The 22,440-nt window shown below is 44.5% G+C and carries 20 protein-coding genes, 1 other RNA gene and 2 pseudogenes; 8 read left to right on the forward strand and 15 right to left on the reverse strand.

What is annotated here, in order from left to right; all coding sequences use genetic code 11:
* Positions 1-13: 13 nt before the first annotated feature.
* The 4 genes from BSR11_RS04800 to BSR11_RS04815 form a co-directional block, all read right to left on the reverse strand.
* The gene (locus tag BSR11_RS04800; protein ID WP_072669331.1) at positions 14-988 is read right to left on the reverse strand and encodes a sugar kinase; all 975 of its coding nucleotides are present in this window, start codon (positions 986-988) and stop codon (positions 14-16) included.
* Between the two features lie 104 nt (positions 989-1,092).
* On the reverse strand, positions 1,093-2,616 hold the full coding sequence (locus BSR11_RS04805; protein ID WP_072669332.1) for a sodium:solute symporter family protein: 1,524 nt from the start codon (positions 2,614-2,616) through the stop codon (positions 1,093-1,095).
* A 359-nt stretch (positions 2,617-2,975) separates the two neighbouring features.
* Positions 2,976-3,368 (reverse strand): RidA family protein, encoded by a 393-nt coding sequence (locus tag BSR11_RS04810; RefSeq protein WP_072669333.1) that lies wholly within the window; start codon positions 3,366-3,368, stop codon positions 2,976-2,978.
* A 51-nt stretch (positions 3,369-3,419) separates the two neighbouring features.
* A complete protein-coding gene (locus tag BSR11_RS04815; RefSeq protein ID WP_072669334.1) occupies positions 3,420-4,865 on the reverse strand; it encodes an N-acyl-D-amino-acid deacylase family protein in 1,446 nt (481 codons plus the stop codon).
* A 179-nt stretch (positions 4,866-5,044) separates the two neighbouring features.
* Between BSR11_RS04815 and BSR11_RS04820 the strand changes: the two genes are divergently transcribed.
* A complete protein-coding gene (locus BSR11_RS04820) occupies positions 5,045-6,316 on the forward strand; it encodes an amino acid deaminase (RefSeq protein WP_072669335.1) in 1,272 nt (423 codons plus the stop codon).
* 89 nt (positions 6,317-6,405) lie between these two features.
* Positions 6,406-7,269, forward strand: coding sequence for a MurR/RpiR family transcriptional regulator (locus BSR11_RS04825; protein WP_004395533.1), 864 nt, complete (start codon positions 6,406-6,408; stop codon positions 7,267-7,269).
* A 148-nt stretch (positions 7,270-7,417) separates the two neighbouring features.
* On the opposite strand, the pseudogene BSR11_RS17055 reads toward BSR11_RS04825, so the two are convergent.
* The 4 genes and pseudogenes from BSR11_RS17055 to BSR11_RS04845 form a co-directional block, all read right to left on the reverse strand.
* Positions 7,418-7,504: pseudogene (locus BSR11_RS17055) on the reverse strand (glycoside hydrolase family 3 N-terminal domain-containing protein); the annotation flags it as partial.
* A gap of 269 nt (positions 7,505-7,773) precedes the next feature.
* Positions 7,774-8,496 (reverse strand): sulfite exporter TauE/SafE family protein, encoded by a 723-nt coding sequence (locus BSR11_RS04835; RefSeq protein WP_072669336.1) that lies wholly within the window; start codon positions 8,494-8,496, stop codon positions 7,774-7,776.
* A 163-nt stretch (positions 8,497-8,659) separates the two neighbouring features.
* Positions 8,660-8,785, reverse strand: a complete 126-nt coding sequence (locus tag BSR11_RS04840) for a hypothetical protein (protein WP_422636398.1) — start codon at positions 8,783-8,785, stop codon at positions 8,660-8,662.
* A 1-nt stretch (position 8,786) separates the two neighbouring features.
* Entirely contained in the window at positions 8,787-9,692 is a 906-nt protein-coding gene (locus BSR11_RS04845) for an EamA family transporter (protein WP_072669337.1), read from the reverse strand.
* Between the two features lie 147 nt (positions 9,693-9,839).
* Between BSR11_RS04845 and BSR11_RS04850 the strand changes: the two genes are divergently transcribed.
* The 3 genes from BSR11_RS04850 to BSR11_RS04860 all read left to right on the forward strand — a co-directional run bounded on the left by BSR11_RS04850 (position 9,840) and on the right by BSR11_RS04860 (position 13,297).
* Positions 9,840-10,310 (forward strand): MarR family winged helix-turn-helix transcriptional regulator, encoded by a 471-nt coding sequence (locus BSR11_RS04850; RefSeq protein WP_072669370.1) that lies wholly within the window; start codon positions 9,840-9,842, stop codon positions 10,308-10,310.
* Positions 10,311-10,609: 299 nt separating this feature from the next.
* Positions 10,610-12,367, forward strand: coding sequence for an AMP-binding protein (locus BSR11_RS04855; RefSeq protein WP_072669338.1), 1,758 nt, complete (start codon positions 10,610-10,612; stop codon positions 12,365-12,367).
* Between the two features lie 9 nt (positions 12,368-12,376).
* The gene (locus BSR11_RS04860; RefSeq protein ID WP_072669339.1) at positions 12,377-13,297 is read left to right on the forward strand and encodes a bile acid:sodium symporter family protein; all 921 of its coding nucleotides are present in this window, start codon (positions 12,377-12,379) and stop codon (positions 13,295-13,297) included.
* A gap of 427 nt (positions 13,298-13,724) precedes the next feature.
* Here the strand turns inward: BSR11_RS04860 and BSR11_RS04865 are convergent, their stop codons facing one another.
* Positions 13,725-14,774 (reverse strand): methionine synthase, encoded by a 1,050-nt coding sequence (locus BSR11_RS04865; RefSeq protein WP_072669340.1) that lies wholly within the window; start codon positions 14,772-14,774, stop codon positions 13,725-13,727.
* Between the two features lie 31 nt (positions 14,775-14,805).
* The gene (locus BSR11_RS04870) at positions 14,806-15,780 is read right to left on the reverse strand and encodes a DUF1852 domain-containing protein (protein WP_072669341.1); all 975 of its coding nucleotides are present in this window, start codon (positions 15,778-15,780) and stop codon (positions 14,806-14,808) included.
* A 460-nt stretch (positions 15,781-16,240) separates the two neighbouring features.
* Here BSR11_RS04870 and BSR11_RS04880 point away from each other — a divergent pair, with 460 nt between their 5' ends.
* Positions 16,241-16,585: a hypothetical protein gene (locus BSR11_RS04880; RefSeq protein ID WP_072669343.1), complete on the forward strand. Its 345-nt coding sequence runs from the start codon at positions 16,241-16,243 to the stop codon at positions 16,583-16,585.
* A gap of 136 nt (positions 16,586-16,721) precedes the next feature.
* A pseudogene (locus BSR11_RS04885) lies at positions 16,722-17,006 on the forward strand (transposase); the annotation flags it as partial.
* A gap of 157 nt (positions 17,007-17,163) precedes the next feature.
* Here BSR11_RS04885 and dcm read toward each other — a convergent pair.
* A complete protein-coding gene (gene dcm / locus BSR11_RS04890; protein ID WP_072669344.1) occupies positions 17,164-18,834 on the reverse strand; it encodes a DNA (cytosine-5-)-methyltransferase in 1,671 nt (556 codons plus the stop codon).
* A gap of 118 nt (positions 18,835-18,952) precedes the next feature.
* Positions 18,953-20,179, reverse strand: a complete 1,227-nt coding sequence (locus tag BSR11_RS04895; protein WP_072669345.1) for a type II restriction endonuclease — start codon at positions 20,177-20,179, stop codon at positions 18,953-18,955.
* A 518-nt stretch (positions 20,180-20,697) separates the two neighbouring features.
* Here BSR11_RS04895 and BSR11_RS04900 point away from each other — a divergent pair.
* A complete protein-coding gene (locus tag BSR11_RS04900) occupies positions 20,698-21,153 on the forward strand; it encodes an LPD25 domain-containing protein (protein WP_072669346.1) in 456 nt (151 codons plus the stop codon).
* A 213-nt stretch (positions 21,154-21,366) separates the two neighbouring features.
* Here BSR11_RS04900 and BSR11_RS04905 read toward each other — a convergent pair whose 3' ends face one another.
* From BSR11_RS04905 to ffs, 3 genes are all read right to left on the reverse strand, one after another.
* A complete protein-coding gene (locus BSR11_RS04905; RefSeq protein ID WP_072669347.1) occupies positions 21,367-21,669 on the reverse strand; it encodes a Fis family transcriptional regulator in 303 nt (100 codons plus the stop codon).
* A gap of 209 nt (positions 21,670-21,878) precedes the next feature.
* The gene (locus tag BSR11_RS04910) at positions 21,879-22,094 is read right to left on the reverse strand and encodes a TIGR02450 family Trp-rich protein (RefSeq protein ID WP_072669348.1); all 216 of its coding nucleotides are present in this window, start codon (positions 22,092-22,094) and stop codon (positions 21,879-21,881) included.
* Between the two features lie 174 nt (positions 22,095-22,268).
* Positions 22,269-22,365: signal recognition particle sRNA small type (ffs, locus tag BSR11_RS04915), an RNA gene on the reverse strand.
* Positions 22,366-22,440 lie beyond the last annotated feature (75 nt).

Below are 22,440 nucleotides of genomic sequence, written 5' to 3' on the forward strand. Positions count from 1 at the left end.
ACGTTCTCGGAAGTTATCGAATGAGATGAGTCATGGCGTCGTTTGGAATGATCGCGCCAGGATATTGAATAACGGTTGCGGCTAGTGCGTGACCGAGTTGAGCAGACTGCTCACAGCTTTGTCCGGTCAATCGCCCAGCCAGATAACCAGCGGCAAAGGAATCGCCAGCGGCACAGGTGTCGATCACTTTCTCAACCTTCTCGGCAGCTACGTAAGCGCTTTGCTTTTCTACGTTTTGATGCCTGAGATTTTGTTTGTCATCACCTTGCGACCAAACCAGTTTGCATGGTTCGCAACCACGTTTGATCACGATTTCTGGGCAGCCAAAGCGAAGGCAGCGTTGCTCGGCACTTTCTTCTTCCCCCCACACTAAGACATCATCGTCTTCTGTGATAAGTGCAATGTCGACTAAAGGCAGAATTTGGCTGTACCAATGTTTCGCCTCTTCTGCAGACCAAAGTTGAGGACGGAAATTATTATCAAAGATAATTTTGCCTCCACCTTGTGAGAACAGACTTAACGCCTTTTTAAGCCTTACCTTGCTATCGTCATTTAAAATCGCAATGCTGATGCCACTTAGGTAGAGGTAATCCAGTTCTTGGTTCGTAATCGCAGACTCTAATTTATTGAGCGAAGAGGTAGAGAAGTAGCTTTTAACAGCTGCGCTGTCACGCCAATAAAGAAAGCTGCGCTCGCCTTCTTGATCTGTCTGCACCATATACAACCCCGGCAACTGAGCTGGGAAGATCTCAACAAGATCAGTTGCAATGCCTTCTTGTTGCCAGTTTTCCAGAAGTTCTTGAGAAAGTACGTCTTCCCCAAGACCGGTCGCGTAAGACACTCGGACTGGTTGCTGACTAGTCAGGCGAGAGAGGTAAAGCGCAGTATTGAGCGTGTCGCCCCCAAAGCCTTTGCGAATTGGGTCGCCGCTCAGTTCAATCATACATTCGCCAAAGAAAGCAATTTTGGTATGGGATGAATCCGTCATCGTTCACCTAATTTGGATAGATTTAGAATGGTGGCTCGGGGGGAACCACCCGTTTGTTAGGCGCTTATGAACGAGTTTCCGATCGAGCCGGAAACTCTCTTCTGTTAAGCATTTTGATTTGCCGCAGTTGTGCGGTTTTGTAGAGAAGCATCTTGTTCCAGAAGACCTTTATCAGACAATTCCATTTCCATCAGAGCACGCTCATCATCAAGGATTGCTTTCGCTATTTCTGGTGAAACTTGGTTAGCTGGAGTCACTAGGCTTACTACCACACCTGCGGTTAGGGCAAATAAGCAAGATGGAATCACTGGGTTGCCCCAAAAAGTGGTCAGGTCTGGGCTCATCATTACTGCAAATGAAGCGATCGATGCGCCTGCCAATGTTGCCAATGCACCTTGCCAGTTGTAACGCTTCCAGAAGCGACCCAACATACCGCAGACAAACATACCAGACATGACTGTCGAGATCATCTTAGTGATGTAGCTGATGATGTCGTTCGAGGTTAGTGCGAACAGCAATGCACAACCGATCACTACAATCAAAGCCAAGCGAGAGTAATTCAACATGGACTCTTTGTTTGGCACGCGACCTGTGAACATAACGTAAACATCACGCAGTAAGATAGACACGCCCGCAATCGCATCTGAACTTGCACTCGACATGGTTGCCGATAAGCCCGCAATCAGAACAATAAGACCGACGCCTGCTGGCAATATCGTTGCTGCGATATACGGAAAAGCAAAGTTAGCGTTGTTCAGTTCAGGGTTCATAGTATGCGCCGCCATGCCAATAACTGCTGGGATGATTGAGAAGAACAAGTACAGCACACCAGACGCCACGAATGAACGACGGATGGTTGATACATCTTTACCTGAGTAAATACGTTGGCGGAATGAAGGCGTTGCAAGTACACCCACACCAATCACGACAGCAAGAGAAACCGCAGGAATTAAACCAAGCTTATCAATCGCAAGGAAGCTAACTGCTTCTGGGTCCATAGCAGAATAAAGGTTGTCTAAACCACCTATGTGCTGCACAGACAGTACCGCCATTAGAATGAAGCCGACAAACAAGATGATGGCTTGAATGGTATCCGTCCAAACTACGGCAGTGTAACCGCCAATCACAACATAAATGGTAAACGCTGCTGCGATAATCATCTTCGCAGTGCTGAGCTCAATATCGGCAATCCACGCTAAATACATACCACCCCCAAGGATGTGTGCGCCCAGCCAGCCAATACAAGCGATAAAGATAAGCAGACCAACCACGTTCTTCACGATGCGGTTTGCACCCACGTAGTAGGCGAGCTCTTCACTCATCGTCATGAAATTAAGTTTACGAACCGGTGCAAACCACAGCGCCAATAATAAAATACCAATTGCGCCGCCAATGCCGTAAAGCGCACCAGCCCAACCGTTTGAGTAACCAAAGCCGACCGCGCCCATACTTGAGCCCGTGCCAACCATGGTTGCTATCGTGCTACCTAATACGAGAAATAGAGGAAAGCCTCGACCACCGAGTAGAAAGTCTTCACCTGATTTTTGGTTACGAGAAACAAACCACCCCAACCAAATTAAAAATAAGACATACGCACCGAAGCCGGTAAGAAACAGTGTACTGTTCATTGAACACCTCTTATATAAAATCCATCTTTCAGATTGATATAATTCCAGCAGCAAGCATTAGATTTTATTCCATATATTATCTAATTTTATTTTTATAGCTTTCGATAAATATATTACGCACTACTGCTTTATGAAATTATATTTATGTAGGGAGTGAGAGTGCCAAAAGGGTAATAACAGGAAAGTAATTATTTCCGGCACTCTATTTCATTTAATTAGGTATACTCAAACGACTTGAAGTTGCAGGTAGGCGGCAAGTGAGCGAATCCCCATGAGCATAGGCAAACTATGTGATTGGGGTGAACGAACGTAGCCAACACCGCTGCAGCTTCAAGTAGGAAGGGTATAAAGTGTAATTTCTATCGGCGATCTTCGCGATAGCAAGTCACATCGACCTCGACTTTCACGTCCACCACGAGATCACACACCATGCAAATACGTGCAGGTGGGTGATCACCGAAGAACTCTCTGAATACTTTGTTAAACGATTGGAAATAACGAGAATCTGTGAGTACCACTTTTACGTGTACCACGTCAGCTAGCTTGTAGCCTGCTTCTTCCATAATATCGACGCAGTTTTGAATCGCTAAGCGAGATTGGTCAACGATGCCGCCTTCTACCACTTCGCCGTTAATCATTGGTGTTTGACCTGATACATATAAGAAGCCACCCGCTTCTGTTGCACGTGCAAATGGTAAATGTTGACCGCCAGTACCTATGCCGCCTTCTACACCATAACGTTTAATTGACATAATATTCTCCAGTGATAATGCTTAATTTATAAAATTAATTAATTTTATAAATTATTGATAGGTGTTATTTCTATAAATAAATACACCATTTCTATTGTCGGTGACTTTATCTTTTAAATAAGATAGCTCACCATTTACAAATACAGATTCAATACCTTGCGCGACAGAAATTGGATTTTCGTACGTTGCAGTATCTTTAATTGTATTTGGGTTAAATAAAACCAAATCTGCGTAAGCGCCTGCTCTTATTTCTCCACGATCTTTTAATTGGTAACGTGTGGCAGACATACCCGTCATCTTATGAATCGCTTCTGCCAATGGGAAAAGCTGCTCTTCACGACAGTAATGCCCCAAGACTTTCGGGAATGTGCCCCACAAACGTGGATGTGGATGCGGGTCGTTTGGTAATCCATCTGAGCCCACCATGGTCAACTTATACTTAAGTACACGTTTAACGTCGCTTTCAACCATACAGTGATAAACCGCGCCCGCAGGTTGCAACGCTTTTGCCGCTTCCATAAGAGGCAGGTGCATCTCGTCAGCAATGTCTTTCAGCATCTTGCCAGCGTGCTCTGGTTTGCTTTCAGACCAGGTAATGAAGATATCAATTTCATCCGTAACCTGTTTTAAATCCAGTGTCGAAGAGCTAGCGGAATATGGGTAGCAATCGCAAGACACGTCTTGATGCTCAGAAACCTTGTCCATCAAATCCAGCACTTCTACCGTACGTCCCCAGTTGCCTGCACCTGCACATTTAAGATGAGAAATCACCACTGGCACTTTGGCGTACTGCCCTGTTTCAAAGGCTTCTTCCATTGCACTGATGATTTCTTCAAACTCGGTGCGCATGTGTGTGGTGTAGATACCACCGTGATGACCGAGAATTTCCGCTAGACGCATGACTTCGTCCGCGTTCGCCTGCTTGGCACTCGCATAAGCAAGACCCGAGCTTAAACCCAATGCCCCTTCTTCCATCGCTTGCGTCAATGTTTGGCGCATTTGGTCGATTTCTTCATCGGTTGCAGTGCGCAGTAAATCGTCCATCACATTGTTACGTAATGTCGTGTGACCAACTAACGCCGCGACATTAACCGCAGGGTTCGCCGCTTGTACCGCCTTCGCATATTCCGCAAAAGTTGGGTATTTGAAATCTTCCTGCTTGCCCAATAGATTCATTGGGTCTGGCGGAGTACCACTGAGTACCGCAGGGCTTGCGCTAATTCCGCAATTGCCTACGATAACCGTCGTCACGCCTTGGCTAATCTTTGCTAAGCAATCGGGGGAACGAATCACATTGATGTCATCGTGCGTGTGCACATCAATAAATCCCGGAGCCAACGCAAGACCTTGACCGTTGATAACCTTCTTTGCAGAAAGCTCGTCTAGCTGACCCACTTGCTCAATACGATCTTGATGAATTGCAACATCAGCCATGAATGGTGCTGCACCTGTACCGTCAAATACCTCTACGCTTTTGATAATGGTGTCGAACAGCATACTTCACTCTCTTCGTCCGAAATTAACATGATTCCATCTTAATAATTCTTGAAATTTAAACAGTGAAGAAACACACAAAAAACTCAGATTTGTTTGATACTTTTTAACATATTGTTTATGGTTGTTAGCAACAAACACTTAATATCAATCAGTTAAACCATGTTAGAAGTAGGTGCGCTATGAAAGACAATCGCCAAAAGTGTGATAAAAACTATCATAATGAGTTTGTTACCACGCCAGGTTACGGAGAAAAGGCTCAACCTGTTGCGGGCAATTCGACAGGATTACACAGTTTGATCCATGAAGAGATCACCCTGCCCGCTGCAGTAATCAAATCTTCTTCATTAAAGAACAACCTCGATTGGATGCAGCGTTTCGCCAATCAACACAAAGTGAAGCTGTCACCGCACGGTAAAACCACCATGACGCCTGCTTTCTTTCAGCAGCAATTAGAAAACGGCGCTTGGGGCATTACCGTAGCAACGCCGGCTCAGGCAGAGATTGCGGCTCTCGGCGGAGCGAAAAATATCATCATGGCGAACCAACTAGTGGGGCGCGCGAATATGACCATCATCGCCAACTTGATTAAATCCCATGGGATCAACTTCTATTGCTGTGTGGATTCAAGCCGAAACATCAAAGCGCTAGAACGTGCGTTCTCTGAACATCAATTGCCGCTTAATGTACTGATTGAGTTTGGTGTCGAAGGCGGTCGCTGTGGATGCCGAAACCAGCAAGATGTGGTTGAGCTCGCTACTCTCATCCACCAGCAACCTCACCTTACGCTTAAAGGTATCGAGGTCTACGAAGGCGTCATCCATGGTGACAATGCTGAACAGGACATTCGTGACTTTCTCAACACCATATTAGAAATCGCGGCTCAGCTACAAAGCAAAAAGTTGATTGAGTCCAAACCTCTGGTTACTGGTGCAGGATCTGCTTGGTATGACGTGGTTTCTGAATGCTTCGCCAACCTAGAAGATTTTGACGCCATCATTCGCCCAGGTTGCTACGCGATTCATGACACAGGCATTTACCTAGACGCACAAAATAAAGTCATGCAGCGAGCTGAAAACAACCAAGGGGCTGCGTGTGATTTAGGCGGTGATTTGGAATCGGCTCTAGAGCTTTGGGCTTATGTCATTTCTCGCCCTGAGCCAACTAAGCTAGTTGCTGGCTTCGGTAAACGTGATGTTGCATTTGATGCCGGATTACCAATCCCTGAACGCGCATACCGCGATGGTGAGCCAATCTCTGTTCAAAGTGCGATAACTACCGCAGTGATGGATCAGCACGCCTTCATCGAAGTAGACGCAAATAGCGACCTTCAAGTGGGTGATATAATTGCCTTCTCAACCTCTCATCCATGTTTAACATTTGATAAGTGGCGTGCCGTGGCAATTTGTGATGATGAGTATCAAGTCACTCATTGGGTGAAAACATGTTTCTGATGATGAGCTTAGTGAAGCTTTTCGCTATACTTCATGCCAAACCTGTAGAGGCGGCACAATCGCCTCCATGTAAAAGATAGGAACACAGCTTGAGTTTAGAAATCGATATTATTTCGCAAATCACTGAGCGTTTCAGTGCGCTGCGCGATGCCGAAAAGAAGGTCGCTAAGTTGATCCTAGACGACATTCAAACTGCCGCCAATGCCAGCATTACTGAACTGGCAGAAAGCGCAGAAGTGAGTGAAGCCACCATCACCCGTTTTGCCAAAGCTATTGGCTGTAAAAACGTGCGAGATATGAAGATCAAATTGGCACAAACTTTAACGGTTGGACAACGATTCATCCTTGAGCCTCCCGATCAAAGTGGCTACCAAGGTATCTATGAGTCGATCAAGCAATCCCTTGACGTAAACCACCGTTTGATTGTTGAAGAAGATATCGACACTGCCGTGAACTGGCTACACAACGCAAGACAAGTGATCTGTATTGGTATGGGTGGCGGTTCAACCATTGCAGCACAGGAGATGCAGCATCGTTTGTTCCGTCTGGGCTATCCTGTTGTGGCCTATAATGATGGTTTGTTATCGCGCATGATTGCGGCGACTGCAGACACAAACGATGTGTTAGTGATGATCTCAGCCACAGGCTATACCCCTGCGATCATTGAAACCGCGCAATTAGCAAAGCAGTACGGCGTAAAAGTCATTGTGATTACTCCGAAAGACACGCCTTTGACCGAGCAAGCCGATTTGGTTCTGCCTATCGAGCACCAAGAGACAGATTTCATCTACAAGCCATCCGCTTGTCGTTACGCGATGTTGGCTTTGGTTGACGTGCTTTCAATGTCATTAGCCGTTAATCATAAGCGACGCTCTCGCGATAAACTGCGCCGACTCAAGGTTGCTCTCGACTCTTATCGTGGCGGTTTAGAAAGGCAGCCTCTCGGAGATTAAACCGAGGTAACTCCTTCCGATGACAGTCGATTCCGAAAACGACAAAGCCCGATGTTCAACATCGGGCTTTTGTTTATTCGTTAATCGGTAAAGGGACGATTGGAAGATATCCGTTACTCACCATGCTAGACCGTATTCAGTAGTATTCACCCATGTTCGTGCTGTCTGAAATAATAACGCCTTCAAAGCCCATATCTTGACGCAGCAGTTGCTGTAAAATCGTCGCCGATAAGGATCGCATCCAACTGTGGCTACGCCGACTAACCCTGTCGATCCAAAAGTAAATGAAAAAATGGATAACAGGCTCAGTTATTCATGTGGGCGTACTCTCCTAAAGAAATGAGGCAATCGGATTAGGGGATTTCAGCTAGAGAAGTCAAGAGGAGAAAATCAGAGTTACTCCTCCTGATTTTGTTATTGATGTGAACGTAAGAACGTCGCACAGATTGTCGCCATTTCGTCACGCTGATAGTGAAATCGGCGATCAGAAGAGCAGATAAGTAATTAGAATAATCCATGCCATACTGCGGTTGCGCCGCTGACTAAACAAAGTACCAGCGCTGCAACGCGGATTTTTTCTTTCGGCAATGAATACGTGGTTTTACGGGCTAACAGATAGCCTAACCAAGCAGCGGGGATCAACGGTAAAGTCAGCAGTACATGGTGCCACGTTAAAAAACCCGTCGGCCACTGCACCATTAACGAGATGATCGAACTAAATACAAAGAAAGCCGATAAATTACCGCGCAGTTGATTAGCTTCTTGATGCTGAAGCAACAGCGCCATCGGAGGGCCACCGATGCCACTACTGGTTCCAAATACGCCAGAGAAAAATCCCGCGATGCCCATCCGAGTTGGATTTGGTTCAATACGCAGCGGCAGCAAACTCACTGCTACCGCAAACAGCACTAGCAAACCCAGCCACAGAGCCAAGGCCTGAGTAGAAATCCACATCAACAGTAAACCACCGACAATCGAACCCGGTATACGCCAAATTAAGGCCATTTTTAACCCACCAATCGAAATGCTCTCTCGATGTTTCATCGCATTAAGCACCGAAATAAATAGCGCGACCAAACAGATCGGCGCTGGCACATAATCTGGAGAAATCAGGAACAACAACGGCGATGCAACCACAGCTAGTCCAAAGCCGATCGCGGTCTGTACAAAGGAGCCTATGAAAACCAACATTATGGCCATCCACACACTCGCGTCTAAATATTCCATTTCGTTGCCTTGAACTATCATGTATCGAATGGCACTGACGGTATCAGTTCAGCAATATTTCGCAATAGAAACGTTTTGCCCAAATTGACCATGTCACGGTGCACAGACGAAAGCGCTGTCTCGTAAGCACTTAGTAATCACTATTCTGCCAGACACTTTCATTCTAAAACGGTAAATCCAGTATTTCGATCTGATTAAAATGTGGTTCTGCAAGGCCTTTTAAGTAGTTCGCTACATTCAAACTTTGTGAGTATCCGCTTTGACTGCCAGAGATAAGAGTCCGTTTCATATCAATTTCTTTTTAAACTGAAAGCCAGTGTTGTTGAATAAGTGGTTGAGATGGAACGCGGGATAGCCAGCACGATGGAGATAAAAATCGCCCCTGCCCCAAAAATTTGCGTCCAAGTGAGTGCTTGATCGAGAACGACATAACCCAGTAAGCAAGCCGAGACACTGCTCAAAAAACCAAGAAAAGACACAGTGACCGTTGGCAGTTGCTCAATACCACGGAACCAGAGAAAGTAAGCCAGCATAGCGCCAACCACACCCAGGTATCCGTAACCGAGGTAGTTAAGCACAGTAATTTGCTCTGGTACGCCTTCAATCCATAGGGTCGTGGGCAGCAAAAACAGGCCACCAAACAATAATTGCCAGCCGGTAAATCCGAGTGTGGACATGCCTTGAGGACGCCCCCATTTTTTGGTCAGAACGACACCAGAGGCCATACTGAATGTTCCCAAACAGGCGATCAATAAACCTTGTATGCTCAAAGATGCGGTTTGATTAAGCACTAATAGTCCAATCCCAATAACACCAATTCCCCCCGCAGCCCACTGCAAAGGGGTGATGCGTGTACTCAGAAGAATCCAACTCATCATCATCACCAACATAGGTTGGAATGACATCACCAATGCAGCCATTCCTCCTGGTAATTCAGTCGCTGCAAAAAATAAGCAGTAAAAGAAGAAACCTATATTAAAAAAGCCCAATACAGGTAAACGCCACCACCAATTTCCAGCTGGTAAAGTTCGAGCAAACAGTACTAGCAATATCCCAGCAGGCAGTGCTCGTACTAAAGAAGCCATGAGTGGCGAATTTGGCGGTAGTACTTCGGTGGTTACGATATAAGTGCTGCCCCATACGATAGGTGCGATAGCAGTAAGCAGCATCGTCTTGATTCCTGACGTTGTATTCATTTTTGACCCTATTTAGTAGTGTTACCTTCCATAAAAGTATCTCTTAAAAAAGATACTTTTTGGAAAATAATAGAGAAATGGTTTTTAATCAAGTATCTTTTCAGAAAGATATATTTAGAGGGAGAGATCATGTCATCAGATAACACCATGCCAAATGACAAAGTGGATGCCATTCTTGCACAGTGGCACAATGTCAGACCGGATCTAGATTGTTCTTCGATGGGTGTTGTTGGCCGATTAAACCGCACTTATGGACTTTGGAAACCTCAATTAGATCAAGTATTCCAACGCTTTGATTTAAGCTCAGTTGAGTTTGATATTCTGGCGACCATACGTCGTAGCAATACCGCCATCACGCCTACTGAACTATACCAAACCTTGATGCTCTCTTCCGGTGCGATCAGTACACGCATTGAACAACTGGTGCAACGCGGCTTAGTGCAGCGTATTGCCAGCGATCAAGACAGACGAAGTTGTAAGGTGATGTTGACCGAACAAGGACAAAGTTTGATCGACCAAGCCTTGAATGCCCATGTCGACAATATGAATCGCATGTTGAAAGTGCTCACGGAACAAGAACAAATACAATTAGAGCAGATCTTAAAAAAATTCTGCTAGCAGAATAAAAACCGAAAGAGCAAAACTGATTGAGAAGGTGCGTAGATAGCAGATAAATAAGGCAAAGAATGATCGGTGAGTAAGCTGCCTACGCCGATCAATCCTGTCAATCCAAGAGTAAATTCAAAGATGGCTAACCCTCTTCAACCAAGACGACCACTTCAAGTCGTTAGGATAAATCACACTTACGAAGATAGAGATTCAGAAATTGCTGACTAAAATCAGCACCTTCTGTGGTTTGTGCTATACGTTAATGAGTCAGATATCAAAACAACGATAACTTATTAAGTGAGCACTTCATGTCTAACGATGCGATTTATGACCAAGCCCCTTGGGCCAAACTTTACACTCCAGAGCAATTGGCTTTGCATCAAGGTCATGCTAAAGCCAGCCATGCTTGGCGCAGTATTCCTGAAATGCTCAGTGAAGCAGCGGCCAAATACCGCCAACGTAAAGCTTTTACCACCTGCATGCCCAATGGCATGAATGGCTGCCTTACGTTTGGACAGGTGGATGAGATGTCGACCGCTTTTGCTCATTACCTACGCGGCGAGCTTGGCTTGCAAGCTGGTGATCGCGTTGCGGTGCAAATGCCAAACTGCTTAAGCTTACCCGTTGCCGTCATGGGCGTGCTTAAATCTGGCTGTATCTTAACCAGCGTTAACCCACTGTACAGCCGACGTGAAATGAAACATCAGTTCAATGACGCTGGGGTAAAAGCTATTGTCATTTGCGATATGTTCACCGATAAACTGCAAGACGTCATCGAACAGACGCCGATCCAGCATGTTATCGTGACCTCTTTAGCCCAATGGTTTCCTCCGGTGGTACGCGGCATTCTTAAGCTGGTCTTGAAATATTGGAATAAAGTGATCCCACCACATCAGTTAACTCATCATTCCATCGATCAAGCGATTCACCTTGGCCGTCTATGCCAAAAAAACGACAAGCTGGATGTGCAAAAGTATTGGCAAGATTTAACTCGCGATGACACCGCGCTGCTCCAATACACAGGCGGTACCACGGGCGTTGCGAAAGGAGCGATGCTCAGTCATGGTAACTTGCTCGGTAACGTAGAGCAGATGGATAGCTTGGTCCAAGGGCATGTCACGAGCGGCCAAGAAACCGTACTCACTGCCCTACCGCTGTATCATATTTTTGCTTTCAGCGTTAATTTGTTGGAGTTTTGGCATCAAGGTGCGCATAACATTCTAGTGCCTAGCCCAAGGCCTATCCAAAACTGTCAGCGCGCGTTTGATAACTACCCTATCAGTTGGATGACTGGCGTGAATACCTTGTATAACGCGCTACTCAATGAAGAGTGGTTCACGACCTTTCCGCCTAAACACCTTAAAGCCGCGTTAGCCGGCGGCACAGCGTTACATGCTACGGTTGCCGAACGCTGGCAAAAAGCCATTCGCTGTCCGCTAGTGGAAGGTTATGGCCTAACCGAAAGCTCGCCAGTGCTCTGTTTTAATCCCTTAACCGATCCACGTCCTGACTGTATCGGCATTCCAACGCCTGGTACTCAGTTACGCTTAGTGGATGATGACGGTCATACTGTCCCGCTTGGCGAGCCGGGAGAACTGATTGCTAAGGGTGTGCAAATCATGCAGGGCTATTGGCAGCAACCGGAAGAAACCGCTCATGCGCTGCGCGAGGGTTGGTTATACACTGGGGATATCGCCATCATGCATCCTGATGGCCGCTTACGCTTAGTCGATCGGAAAAAAGACTTGATCCTTGTCAGTGGTTTTAATGTCTACCCCAACGAAGTGGAAGAAGCGATTGCTGGCTTAGAGCAAGTGATGGAGTCAGCCGTCGTCGGCGTTCCCGACCCGCTCACGGGCGAACAAGTTCAAGCTTATGTGGTGTTGCGTGAGCAAGGATTAGATGAAACCAGCGTGAAAAAACACTGTAAAAAAGAACTCGCCGCTTACAAGGTTCCGAAAAAAGTGGTCTTTGTTGATGAGCTACCGAAAACGCCCGTCGGCAAGGTTTTGCGCAAAGATGTTCGTGCCATGGCCCTTGGCCAACCCACCCGCTCTGATCATTAGGAGTCCACCATGTTAAGCGCTTTTGAAGAGACCCTATTATCAGTGATGATGATCATCATAATGTTTGGCATGGGTGCAAGCCTAACCTTTCGTGATTTTCGTATCGCCTTTAAACACCCTAGGGCTATCGTTGTTGGATTCAGCTCGCAGTACGCACTGATGCCTTTCATTGCTTTTGCTTTAGCTTGGCTACTTAACCTCACCCCGGCGCAAACGGTCGGCATGGTATTGATTGGTTGTATGCCAGGTGGCACCACCTCAAATATCTTTGCTTACTTTTCACGCAGTCTACTTAGTTTAAGTATTATGATGACCATCTGCTCAACCATAGCGGCTTTTGTGATGGTTCCGCTGCTGATGCAATTCTATACCCAAGGAATTGATGACTCACTGCGTATCCCACCCGATCAAATTGGTCGCTTATTGTTTGCGCTCCTTATCCCCACTCTGATTGGTATCTGGTTGCGGCGTAAAAATGCCAATATTGGCGCTGTGGTTGAACTAACGGGTGGCGTGTTAGGGGCATTGGTGATTATATTCTTGCTGGCCACTTGGGTGCCACGTAACTGGCAACTGCTACTCACCACTCATTGGACGGTTTATGTTGCCGTTATCATGGTCGGGTTGATTGGTTTTAATTTTGGCTATTTCTTCTCACGCTTGCTTGGCCTTAATCCACAAAAAGCGCGCACGGTATCATTAGAAACGGGGATTCAAAATGGGCCTCTCGCGGCTTTGGTGGTTAGCTTAAGTTTTGCCGGAGAATTGCAGCAACAAATCTTGTTAATTCCGGTCATGTATTCGCTGTTTATTGTTATCAACTCCACGGTAGTGACTTTCTTTTACCGTAAGCGCACCTTTAGTGAAGAGCTAGCACGCGATCAAGCAAAAATCGAACCCGCCAGTAGTACTAGTTCATCAAGTCAGTAAATATGCTGCTCACCTCAGTTATCTCTATCAAGGCCGCTAAGCGGCCTTGTTAATAACGAATGGCATGACAATTAGATGCGGCAATCAATAGTCCTCATCACAGTATTGATTGATGCCTATGGGGATTTATCTGTGCTTACCAGCAACAGTAAGTGATTGATGATGCAAGAACTAAAAAGTAAGCTTTATTGATAAGAAAAAGGATTAAATAACCAAGCTTAATCTTGGTTACCCAATTGTTTATCACACCATTTTTCAATATCGGGTGCATAGAGAGCCAATAAACCAATGCTCATCGCAATACCACAAATAATGTAAATCGCTACCATGTTGTCTCTCCCCGTTGTGTCTGCAAACCCATAAACTGGCTGCCCTAGCACCATGTGACTAAAACGCTCAGCGGTTTATATTCTAGCGAAATACGTGGTTATTGGCTAACACACGACAACTTCGCTAATAGTTCGTTGCGAACAATTTCAGCGCCAGCGCTTAATGAGTGAAGTTTCGCTCGTGCAACCGATCGAGACAAGGGCGCCATACCACAGTTTGTGCATGGATAAAGCTTATCGGCATCGACGTATTTCAGAGCATTACGCAGGGTGGCTGCTACCGCTTCTGGCGTTTCAATATGGTTTGTTGCAACATCGATAGCACCGACCATCACTTTTTTGCCCCGTACCAGTTCTAGTAACTCCATTGGCACATGAGAGTTATGACACTCTAAAGAAATAATATCGATATTCGATTGTTGCAGTTTAGGAAAAACCTCTTCGTATTGACGCCACTCACTGCCTAAGGTTTTTTTCCAATCCGTATTGGCTTTGATCCCGTAGCCATAACAAATATGTACCGCGGTTTCGCATTTTAACCCATCGATGGCTCGCTCAAGCGCCTCAATTCCCCAATCATTGACTTCATCAAAAAAAACGTTGAACGCCGGCTCATCAAATTGAATGATATCGACACCAGCCGCTTCTAGCTCTTTGGCTTCTTCATTAAGAATTTTCGCAAACTCAAACGCCAGCTCTTTACGAGATTGATAATAACCATCGTACAGAGTATCAACCATCGTCATCGGCCCAGGCAGTGCCCACTTGATGGGCTTATCCGTTTGAGAACGCAAAAATTTTGCATCTTCTACAAACACCGATTTTTGCCGCGATACAGGGCCGACAACGCTTGGCACGCTAGCATCGTAACGGTCACGGATTTTCACCGTTTGTCGATTTTCAAAATCAACGCCATGCAAATGTTCGATAAAGGTCGTCACAAAGTGCTGACGGGTTTGTTCGCCGTCACTGACAATGTCTACTCCTGAGATTAATTGTTCATGTAAGGCAATACGCAAAGCGTCATATTTACCGTCTATTAGCTCTTGTTGCTCTAATTTCCAAGGTGACCAAAGCACTTCTGGCTGAGCTAACCAAGTCGGTTTTGGCAGACTACCTGCCGTCGAAGTTGGGAGTAATTTTGTCATAATGTTGGCTATTCTACTGTTTAGTTGACGATTAAGCGCACTGAGCGACCCATTGTTCAAGAACCGATTGATAAGGTTTGATGAAGACTTCTTCCGCATACTTACCTTGTTTTATCGCCAGTTGGGTGCGCTCTTCGCGGTCATAGACAATATCCGTTAACGAGTGGGCATCGCTTTTCAAGTTCGCTTCATAACGTTCACCAGCTACCTGGTTGGCAAAGTAAATCTCAGGGCGATAAATCTTTTGAAAAGTTTCCATGGTGCTGATGGTGCTAATCAGTTCCAAATTGGTGTAATCGTTCAGCAAATCGCCAAAGAAGTAGAAGGCAAAAGGCGCAACACTGTTTTTCGGCATAAAGTAACGAGCTTTTAAGCCCATTTTCTGGAAATACTGTTCCGTTAACGATAAATCCGTCGGCTGGTATTCCACCCCCAATATTGGGTGTTGGTTATTGGTGCGGTGATAGACTTTGCTGTCTGACACACTCAAACAAATCACGGGTGGCTTGGTGAAGTTTTGTTGGTAACCTTCTGAGTTAATGAATGATTTAAATAAGTTACCATGCAAAAGACCAAAATCTTCTGGTACAGAGAATTGCGCTTTGCCTTTATTGTAATCCAGTAGACGCACACTAAAATCGTAATCACGAACATAAGAAGAGAAGTTATTGCCGACAATACCTTCAATCCGTTGCCCCGTTTTGCTATCCAAAATACTGGTTTTTAGCACTTCAATCGATGGAATGGTTTCGCTGCTATTTTCTACTTTGATATTGGCGGAAATAATGTCTAACTCGACCGAGTAACGATCACCTGTTGGGTTATCCCAACAAGCCAACTCATTAAAACGTTGGTCTATCATGCGTAATACGCTACGCAAGTTCTGTTGACGATGTTCACCACGCGCCAAGTTAGCAAAGTTCGTGGTGATACGAGTGTTGTCTGCTGGATGATAATTTTCATCAAGACGAGTCTTTTTAATGGTAAAAGTAAAATGTTGAGTCATCAGCGTTATCTTCCGTGTCAATCAGATGAAACCAAATGATCATCCGTTCAATTCATGACTCAGTTATAACTCGCCCTTAATTAAGTTAACAATGTTGTTACTTAATGTTGATTGTGAAAAAAATTCATGTTCGGTGTGCTTCAATAAAAAATAGTAAGGCAGAAGATGACGTTGGATCTGTCATCAAATCGCTCTGCAACAACCCCGCATCTGGTCTACAGCCCCTATGTTCACCTGAGCGAGCCATCACACTATTAGCATCAAACTCTGCTGGTTACTTTATGAAGCTCGTTTTAGGACAAAACTTTGTCAGTGATTTTGCTAAATTAGCATTTAACGGATTGCCAAAAGTATTGTAAGCCTCTATTTTGGTGGCCTAACAAACTCATCCGCTCTAGGGGGGGGAATTTAGTCTGTCACGTCTACATATATGTAACTGATTATAAAATGGAGAAATATAATGAGAAGAGCACTAAACCTTACTGATACTTGTATTAAAACATTAACTGCTGTTGAGGTGGAATTATTTCGTTCTAATCAACATGAATTAAACGGTGTAGTTGAATTAAAGAAAATCTTAGGCCAATCTAGACAATCTTTTGAGGCCATTTTTTCTGTTCGAGGCGAAGATAGTTATGTTAAGAGTTTTGTTACTTGGTATGATGCGCGCGAAAATAACCCTACACGCTCTGAGCACCGCCTTTACTTTCAGAATAATGAGGTTATGAATCGAGCTAAAGAAGGTAGTACTCTAATCTTAGGTTGGGATGATGCTAAGCGATTTTGGATAGAGTTAGTTCTGTAGTTTTCGTTGCGAGCCTGTAATTTAAATTGTGTATCTGCTTATAATTAAGCCAGTCATGGCTAAGGATAAGCAATATGGATAAGAAAGCTCTAGAAGCTGGTTCCTTCCGATCTTGATGACTTCAGAAAAATGCTCTGAAACCGCTCTCAATGCTGAACTCGATGAGCACCTTGGTTATGAAAAGCACGCTCCCGCTCGCACTGACAACAGTCGGAACGGTTATTCATCAAAACGGTTGATTACCGATGATGGAGAGATCCAATTGGATGTTCCGCGTGACCGCGATGCCTCCTTCGTGCCCAAACTAGTCCGAAAACACCAAACACGATTTCAATCTATGGCCGACAAGATTTTAAGCTTATACGCCAAAGGCATGACAACACGTGAAATCGTCGCCACGTTCAAGGAAATGTATGATGCTAAAACCGTGGCCAATTTTAGTTGACCACTTCACAATTTTATTGAGGTCAAACTCAGGCTTCTCAAAGCCCACCAAACTCGTATTCCAGAGAGGCTTAACTCACCTAAACCGAGCTAAAATGTTAGCTCGGCTTTTATAGCAATAAGGCTGTATACAATTACATATATTGCTTAAGTAGCTTTGCGACTGCCCTAAAAACAGGAACTACAACAGAATTGCCAAATTGTTTATATGCAGCGGTATCTGCACAAACTATGCGAAAGTCAGTGTCTGTTTCATCGCGGTCAAACTCAGGTTTTTCGAAACCCATTAACCGGGCACATTCCCGTGGAGTTAATCTTCGAGGCGTTTTATACAATGAGTTAAACTCTGCTGCATAACGTCCGTATTCTTCATCGTACTTTTTCTCCCCTTCTTTGATAGCTAGCTTGTATTCTTTGTCACTCAAATTTGGGTTCTTAATCTTTAACTGTTCTGCATAATGCAAAGATGCTTGTGCTCGCTCTAGGTTCTTTCTGATACCGTGTTCTTTGTTGTTAATCAAGTACTCAGGTTCTAGCCCGTCTTGGTTGATCAAGATCTCTGATCCATCTTTATGATAACGTGCAGAAAGTGTTCGAGTAACTGCATTGGGGTTTTCTGGATCGACAAGACCAAAGCCAAAGCCATTGCCCTTGCTTTGATGCTTCAATGCATAATGGTACAGATAATTCCAAAGGTTTGGCGTCAGAGTGAATTTGGCCTTCTCTGTCGCATTTAAGTCACAAAGAATCTCCGATATGTTGTAACGCTTCTCTGGTCTCTCAATATTTTTAAGAGAAAATTGTTCTAAATCTGGTTGCCTTTCAATTAGGTCTTTGCGTATACCTACTAGGACTATACGTTCACGGTGCTGTGGCGTGAAAAGAGATCCATCTATAATTGTGGGCTCTTGTTTACGTTTGCGAACTTCTTTTATTGCCTCTTCAATGTTTTCACCTGCATTCGATATATCTGCTATCCAGTATCCAGCTCTGTCTAGAGCGCGGATAATAGTGGCAAACGTGTTCCCTTTATCGTGACTTTTTAAATTTTTTACATTTTCAAGGACAAAGTACTTAGGTTGCCGTGTGATGAGAATTTGCTCTACGTCGAAAAACAACGTCCCTTGAGTATCACATTCGAAACCATGTGCACGCCCTAGTGAGTTTTTCTTAGAAACTCCGGCTAAAGAGAACGGTTGGCAAGGGAAACCAGCCAGCAATAAATCATGTTTAGGGATGTGTTTTAAGATGCTTGCTTGTTTTTCTTCCTCTGTCTTATCTTGGTTACCGCTTTGTGTTATCTGAGTAATGTCCATATAACTGGTATTTTTTTCAGAATTTTCGCTCGGGTGGTCCAAAAAATACGGTAGCTCACAGTCATCAACATAATGGTTAGCTAGATATGTGCGTCGTGCGGCAGCATCCCACTCGCTCGTGAATACGCATTTCCCTCCCGCGTCCTCAAAGCCCTTACGTAATCCACCAATGCCAGCAAACAGGTCAATAAAGGTAAAGTCGGGTTTATCCCAATGTATTGGTCTAGCTGGTAGCAGTTGGCGTCTCAGATCTTCTAGTGCTTTTTCGTGGAAAATAATGGGTGTTATGTTTGGGTTTGCTTTCCATCGGTTCAGTTTTTCTCTCGTTAGCTCCGCGTAGTTTCCACCAAGTTGTTTGAATTTTTCGGCTAGGTTTTTCTGATCGTATACTTCAATCAATAACTTAAGTAACTTGTTAGTCGCAATTCGGTTATGTTCGATGCGTTTCTCGTCCTCGAGATCGCCTTTCAGTATTTCGTTGTAGCGCATTACTTGCTCTAAAAAGGGAATATTGTGTGAAATTCTAACACACAATATTGCCTGACTTAAGGTTCACTTTTCTTTTTTGAATTATGTATTTTGCTGGAGTCGCTGGTCGGGTTGTTTTTTAGGCATTCTGCATTTCTTTTGCCAAATAGATAAAGCCTTCAAAGGTCATTAGCCAACTGGTTTGCTCTGGCTGATACGTTGATTGAAGTGGTTCTGGAACAACTAGTTGTAGTTGTTGGCTGCGCATTTCATCGGTTTGAGTAGTACTTATAGCTGGTTCCATCGTGATTAAGTGCTTTCTTGGCACCCGCTCTGCTTCAGATAAAACTTGCCGCCATCTGTCTTTACAGGTTGTCTTTGCTCCTAGTAATAAAAGTCTTTCTTCAGGGAATAAAGGATCTCTGTAACTCGCTGCATTAGGAAATATGAAATCAGGCTTTTTATGCCCTTCAGTTCTGGCACCTCGCTCAAATTGAACGTTATTTGCAACTAAAATGGTTTCTATATGATTTTCAAATGCATGCCCGCTACGAGATTTTCTTCGGTTTTGTACACTGAGTGAAAAGCTAATGAAATCATCCACATCATCTCCATTTTCACCAAAGCCTTTGACGAGTTTTTCCCTAACGATATGCTTCTCTAATTGGCGAAATGCAGATTCCTCGGTTTCCATCCAAGCGATCAGCGCTTTATCTGGTGTTTCTATGGGGCAAATAGCGGGTGCTATCTCGCGGCTAAATGTAGAAAATTCGCGCGTTTTAGGGAATTCAGCCCCAAATCGTTCTAAGATTTTATCTAGGTAATTGCTGCCATCAGATCCAATCTCAATTCCGTAACGCGCAAACATAAGCCGAATAGGGACGGCTATGCTCGAGTTAAAGTCAACACTTGTTAATCCCCGTAAGTTAGCTGTTGTGTTTCTTACACCAAATAAAGTTCGAATTTGAGCTTCTAACTCAGTGTTTGCCGGACAAAAAACGAGGAGTAGTGTTCCCTCATGTGTGCGTGCTATTAAGAAAAAATCCCCAGGCCTAAAACGCTCACTCACACTGTTTGACTTATAGTAAAGTCTCCACTCGGGCTTTCGAGTTGGGCTGGTATATCTTGCGTCGTACCAAGTAACATGATCCTCACAGATAGTGGTCGCTTCGTCATCGTCTAGGTAGACCATTGTACAAGGTATATGAACAGGTCTACCGTCATTCACCATTCCCAACTGATAACCAATCCCTGCTGCAACTAAACCTCCTATTTCATGTTGATTCGAACTCCCAGGATCGGCATCAACGGCAGAAAGGTATTTAAATGCAGCAGCAGAAAAAACATCGTTTAGTTGTTCAAACATAGTCTGTACCAGTTGGTTTGCTTTGCCTAGATAAAAATAATGAAGTCATCAATATCGCCATATTACTTATGCGTATCCTAAAAAATCGCCACCATAAAGTCACTAAAAGCATTGATTTATTTGGGTTAAACTTATTATCTCGATGAAGCACACTACGGGCAACCTGCTTTATCTCGCGAACCTCTTAGCTCGTTCCTCTCTCAATCGGTGGCTCGACCAAGCCAATTTGCAATACAAACGACGTATTCCTCATTGTCTTGTCCCTACGGGTCACAATCAGGGCTAAAAAGCATTCCACTGCGAAAGCCAAGTGCTGTCTGAACGGTTTCATCGATGTGCATTTACGTCCTGTGTTGCTATTCACCGCGCCTTTTCTCCGCCTTCTGATCCTTTGCTCACAGAACCAGAACCCTAAAAAGCAAAAGATAAAGCGTTTTTTGCTTTTTACGAACACTGTGAGCAGGCGGGAAGTCGGGCGAAAACGGCGGTAAAAACGTCAATCAACAAAGGAGCTAGTTATGTCACATCTAAATTCGTTAACCGTTCACAGCACTAAGGCTTTCACAGCGGGCAACGTATCCCCGTTGCATCAGTCGGGCTCTACAACAATGAAAATCGCGCCGGTTTCAGTGTTGGTTAATTGGTCTGAATCTAATCGATTCGAAAGTGGTCTTGAAATGGATTTTGTTGCTTTTGAAGCGCTAGCACTAGAGGCCGCGCTACAAAATCCGCTCAGTGGCTATGACAAAACGGATATCACCGTCACTTTTGATAATAGCCATCAACACCGTTGCCGCGTTGATCTGGGGTGCGGTGGCAATGAAACCGGCTTTGCTGATCATTGCTTTCGAATTTTAGAACATGCCCAAGCGCTAGAAATCTCAGAGCCCAATGATTGGTATTTTACTCACGCCAATGGCAAAGAGTTGCTTGCTCTTGTTCGTGGTTATGCATTTTGTTATGAGAAAAACTAAGCCATTTAGATCTTGAACAAGTGTGATCTGGCGCAACCGCAAAATCATTTTGGGGCAAAAATGAGTTTACTCCGGCATAGCTCTGAATTTAAGCGAGCTTGATTCATCGTTCAGATCAAGAAGCTAGGCTTAACTTTCTGGCTTTATTCAAAACTTATAAAATAAAGCCTTTGATACCCCTACAGCCCCAATTCACTTTGATTAATGGCCGCACTAACGCTTTTGCTGAATATCGTAGCTGATTTGCTTATCGGCGTTCTTTAATGGTACCCCTACCTGATTAAACGCCTTTTGGATAGTGGTTGAAACATGCTGGCGGCCTTCTCCCAGTAAAAAGTTGGCTCGATACTGATTGGTTTCAAATACGCAAACTATTGCTAAGCTTTGTGGAAAAGAAGTGTATTTGACCGTATGAGTCACCCAAAGGAAACCATCGTAATCTTTTAACGTGCTTTCACAAACTTCGGTTAACACTTCTCTAATGAGATTCTCAATCTTCTTATCTGACTTGCGCATAAAAAATTCCCGATTTAATCACGTTAAAAACTTCTCAGTCTACCTTGTCTTAAACAACATTGGGCAGTGAAATTGATTCCAGCTCACTCGGCGCCTCTTTCGATAAGCGACAAAAGCTATTGCAAGGCATCGTCACGCTGCGATGTTAACGCGCAATAAATCTGCAAGGTGGTATGGAGAAAACGTTTAAAGCGTTGCGAAGGGAGCAACTACTTCCAGCCTTGAAGCCATTTTTCCTCATTTTTGAGTTCAAGCCAGTCTATTGAATATTCATTTCTCGACAGCACGGATTCAAGTAAACATGACATTACTGCGCCATCTTCATCATACTCAACTTCTGAAATCAAAAAATGCTTTTCCCGTTTGAGCGGCTTTACCGCAGTCCATTTACTATTTCGTAACTTAGCTGGGTTTATCTGGTTCATACTAACTCCGTAATAAACTGAATTTATTGAAAATAGTAATCAATAATACGAACGATAGCGGTTTAAGTTCAGTTCGCTGTTCCGTTTATATCGAGCCAAATAGGCGGAAAATGTGGGATATTTTATACGTTTAAAAGAATGAGATTTGAATTTTAGCGCAAGCTAGATGGGTGGAAGCCCCAGCCACATCCCGGCACACACGTCATCCGCTGTGGCTGCTTCCTTCCGGACCTGACCAAGTTCACGAACTAGTGTTGCGGGAGGACCAGGGCCTCCATAGAGCACTTTAGCGCCTTGGCTAAAGAGTGCGAGGATTATCCGGCATCCCCTCCTCTATTGCAACCCT

The sequence above is a fragment of the Vibrio injensis genome, assembly GCF_001895205.1.
In the GTDB taxonomy this organism is placed as follows: domain Bacteria; phylum Pseudomonadota; class Gammaproteobacteria; order Enterobacterales; family Vibrionaceae; genus Vibrio; species Vibrio injensis.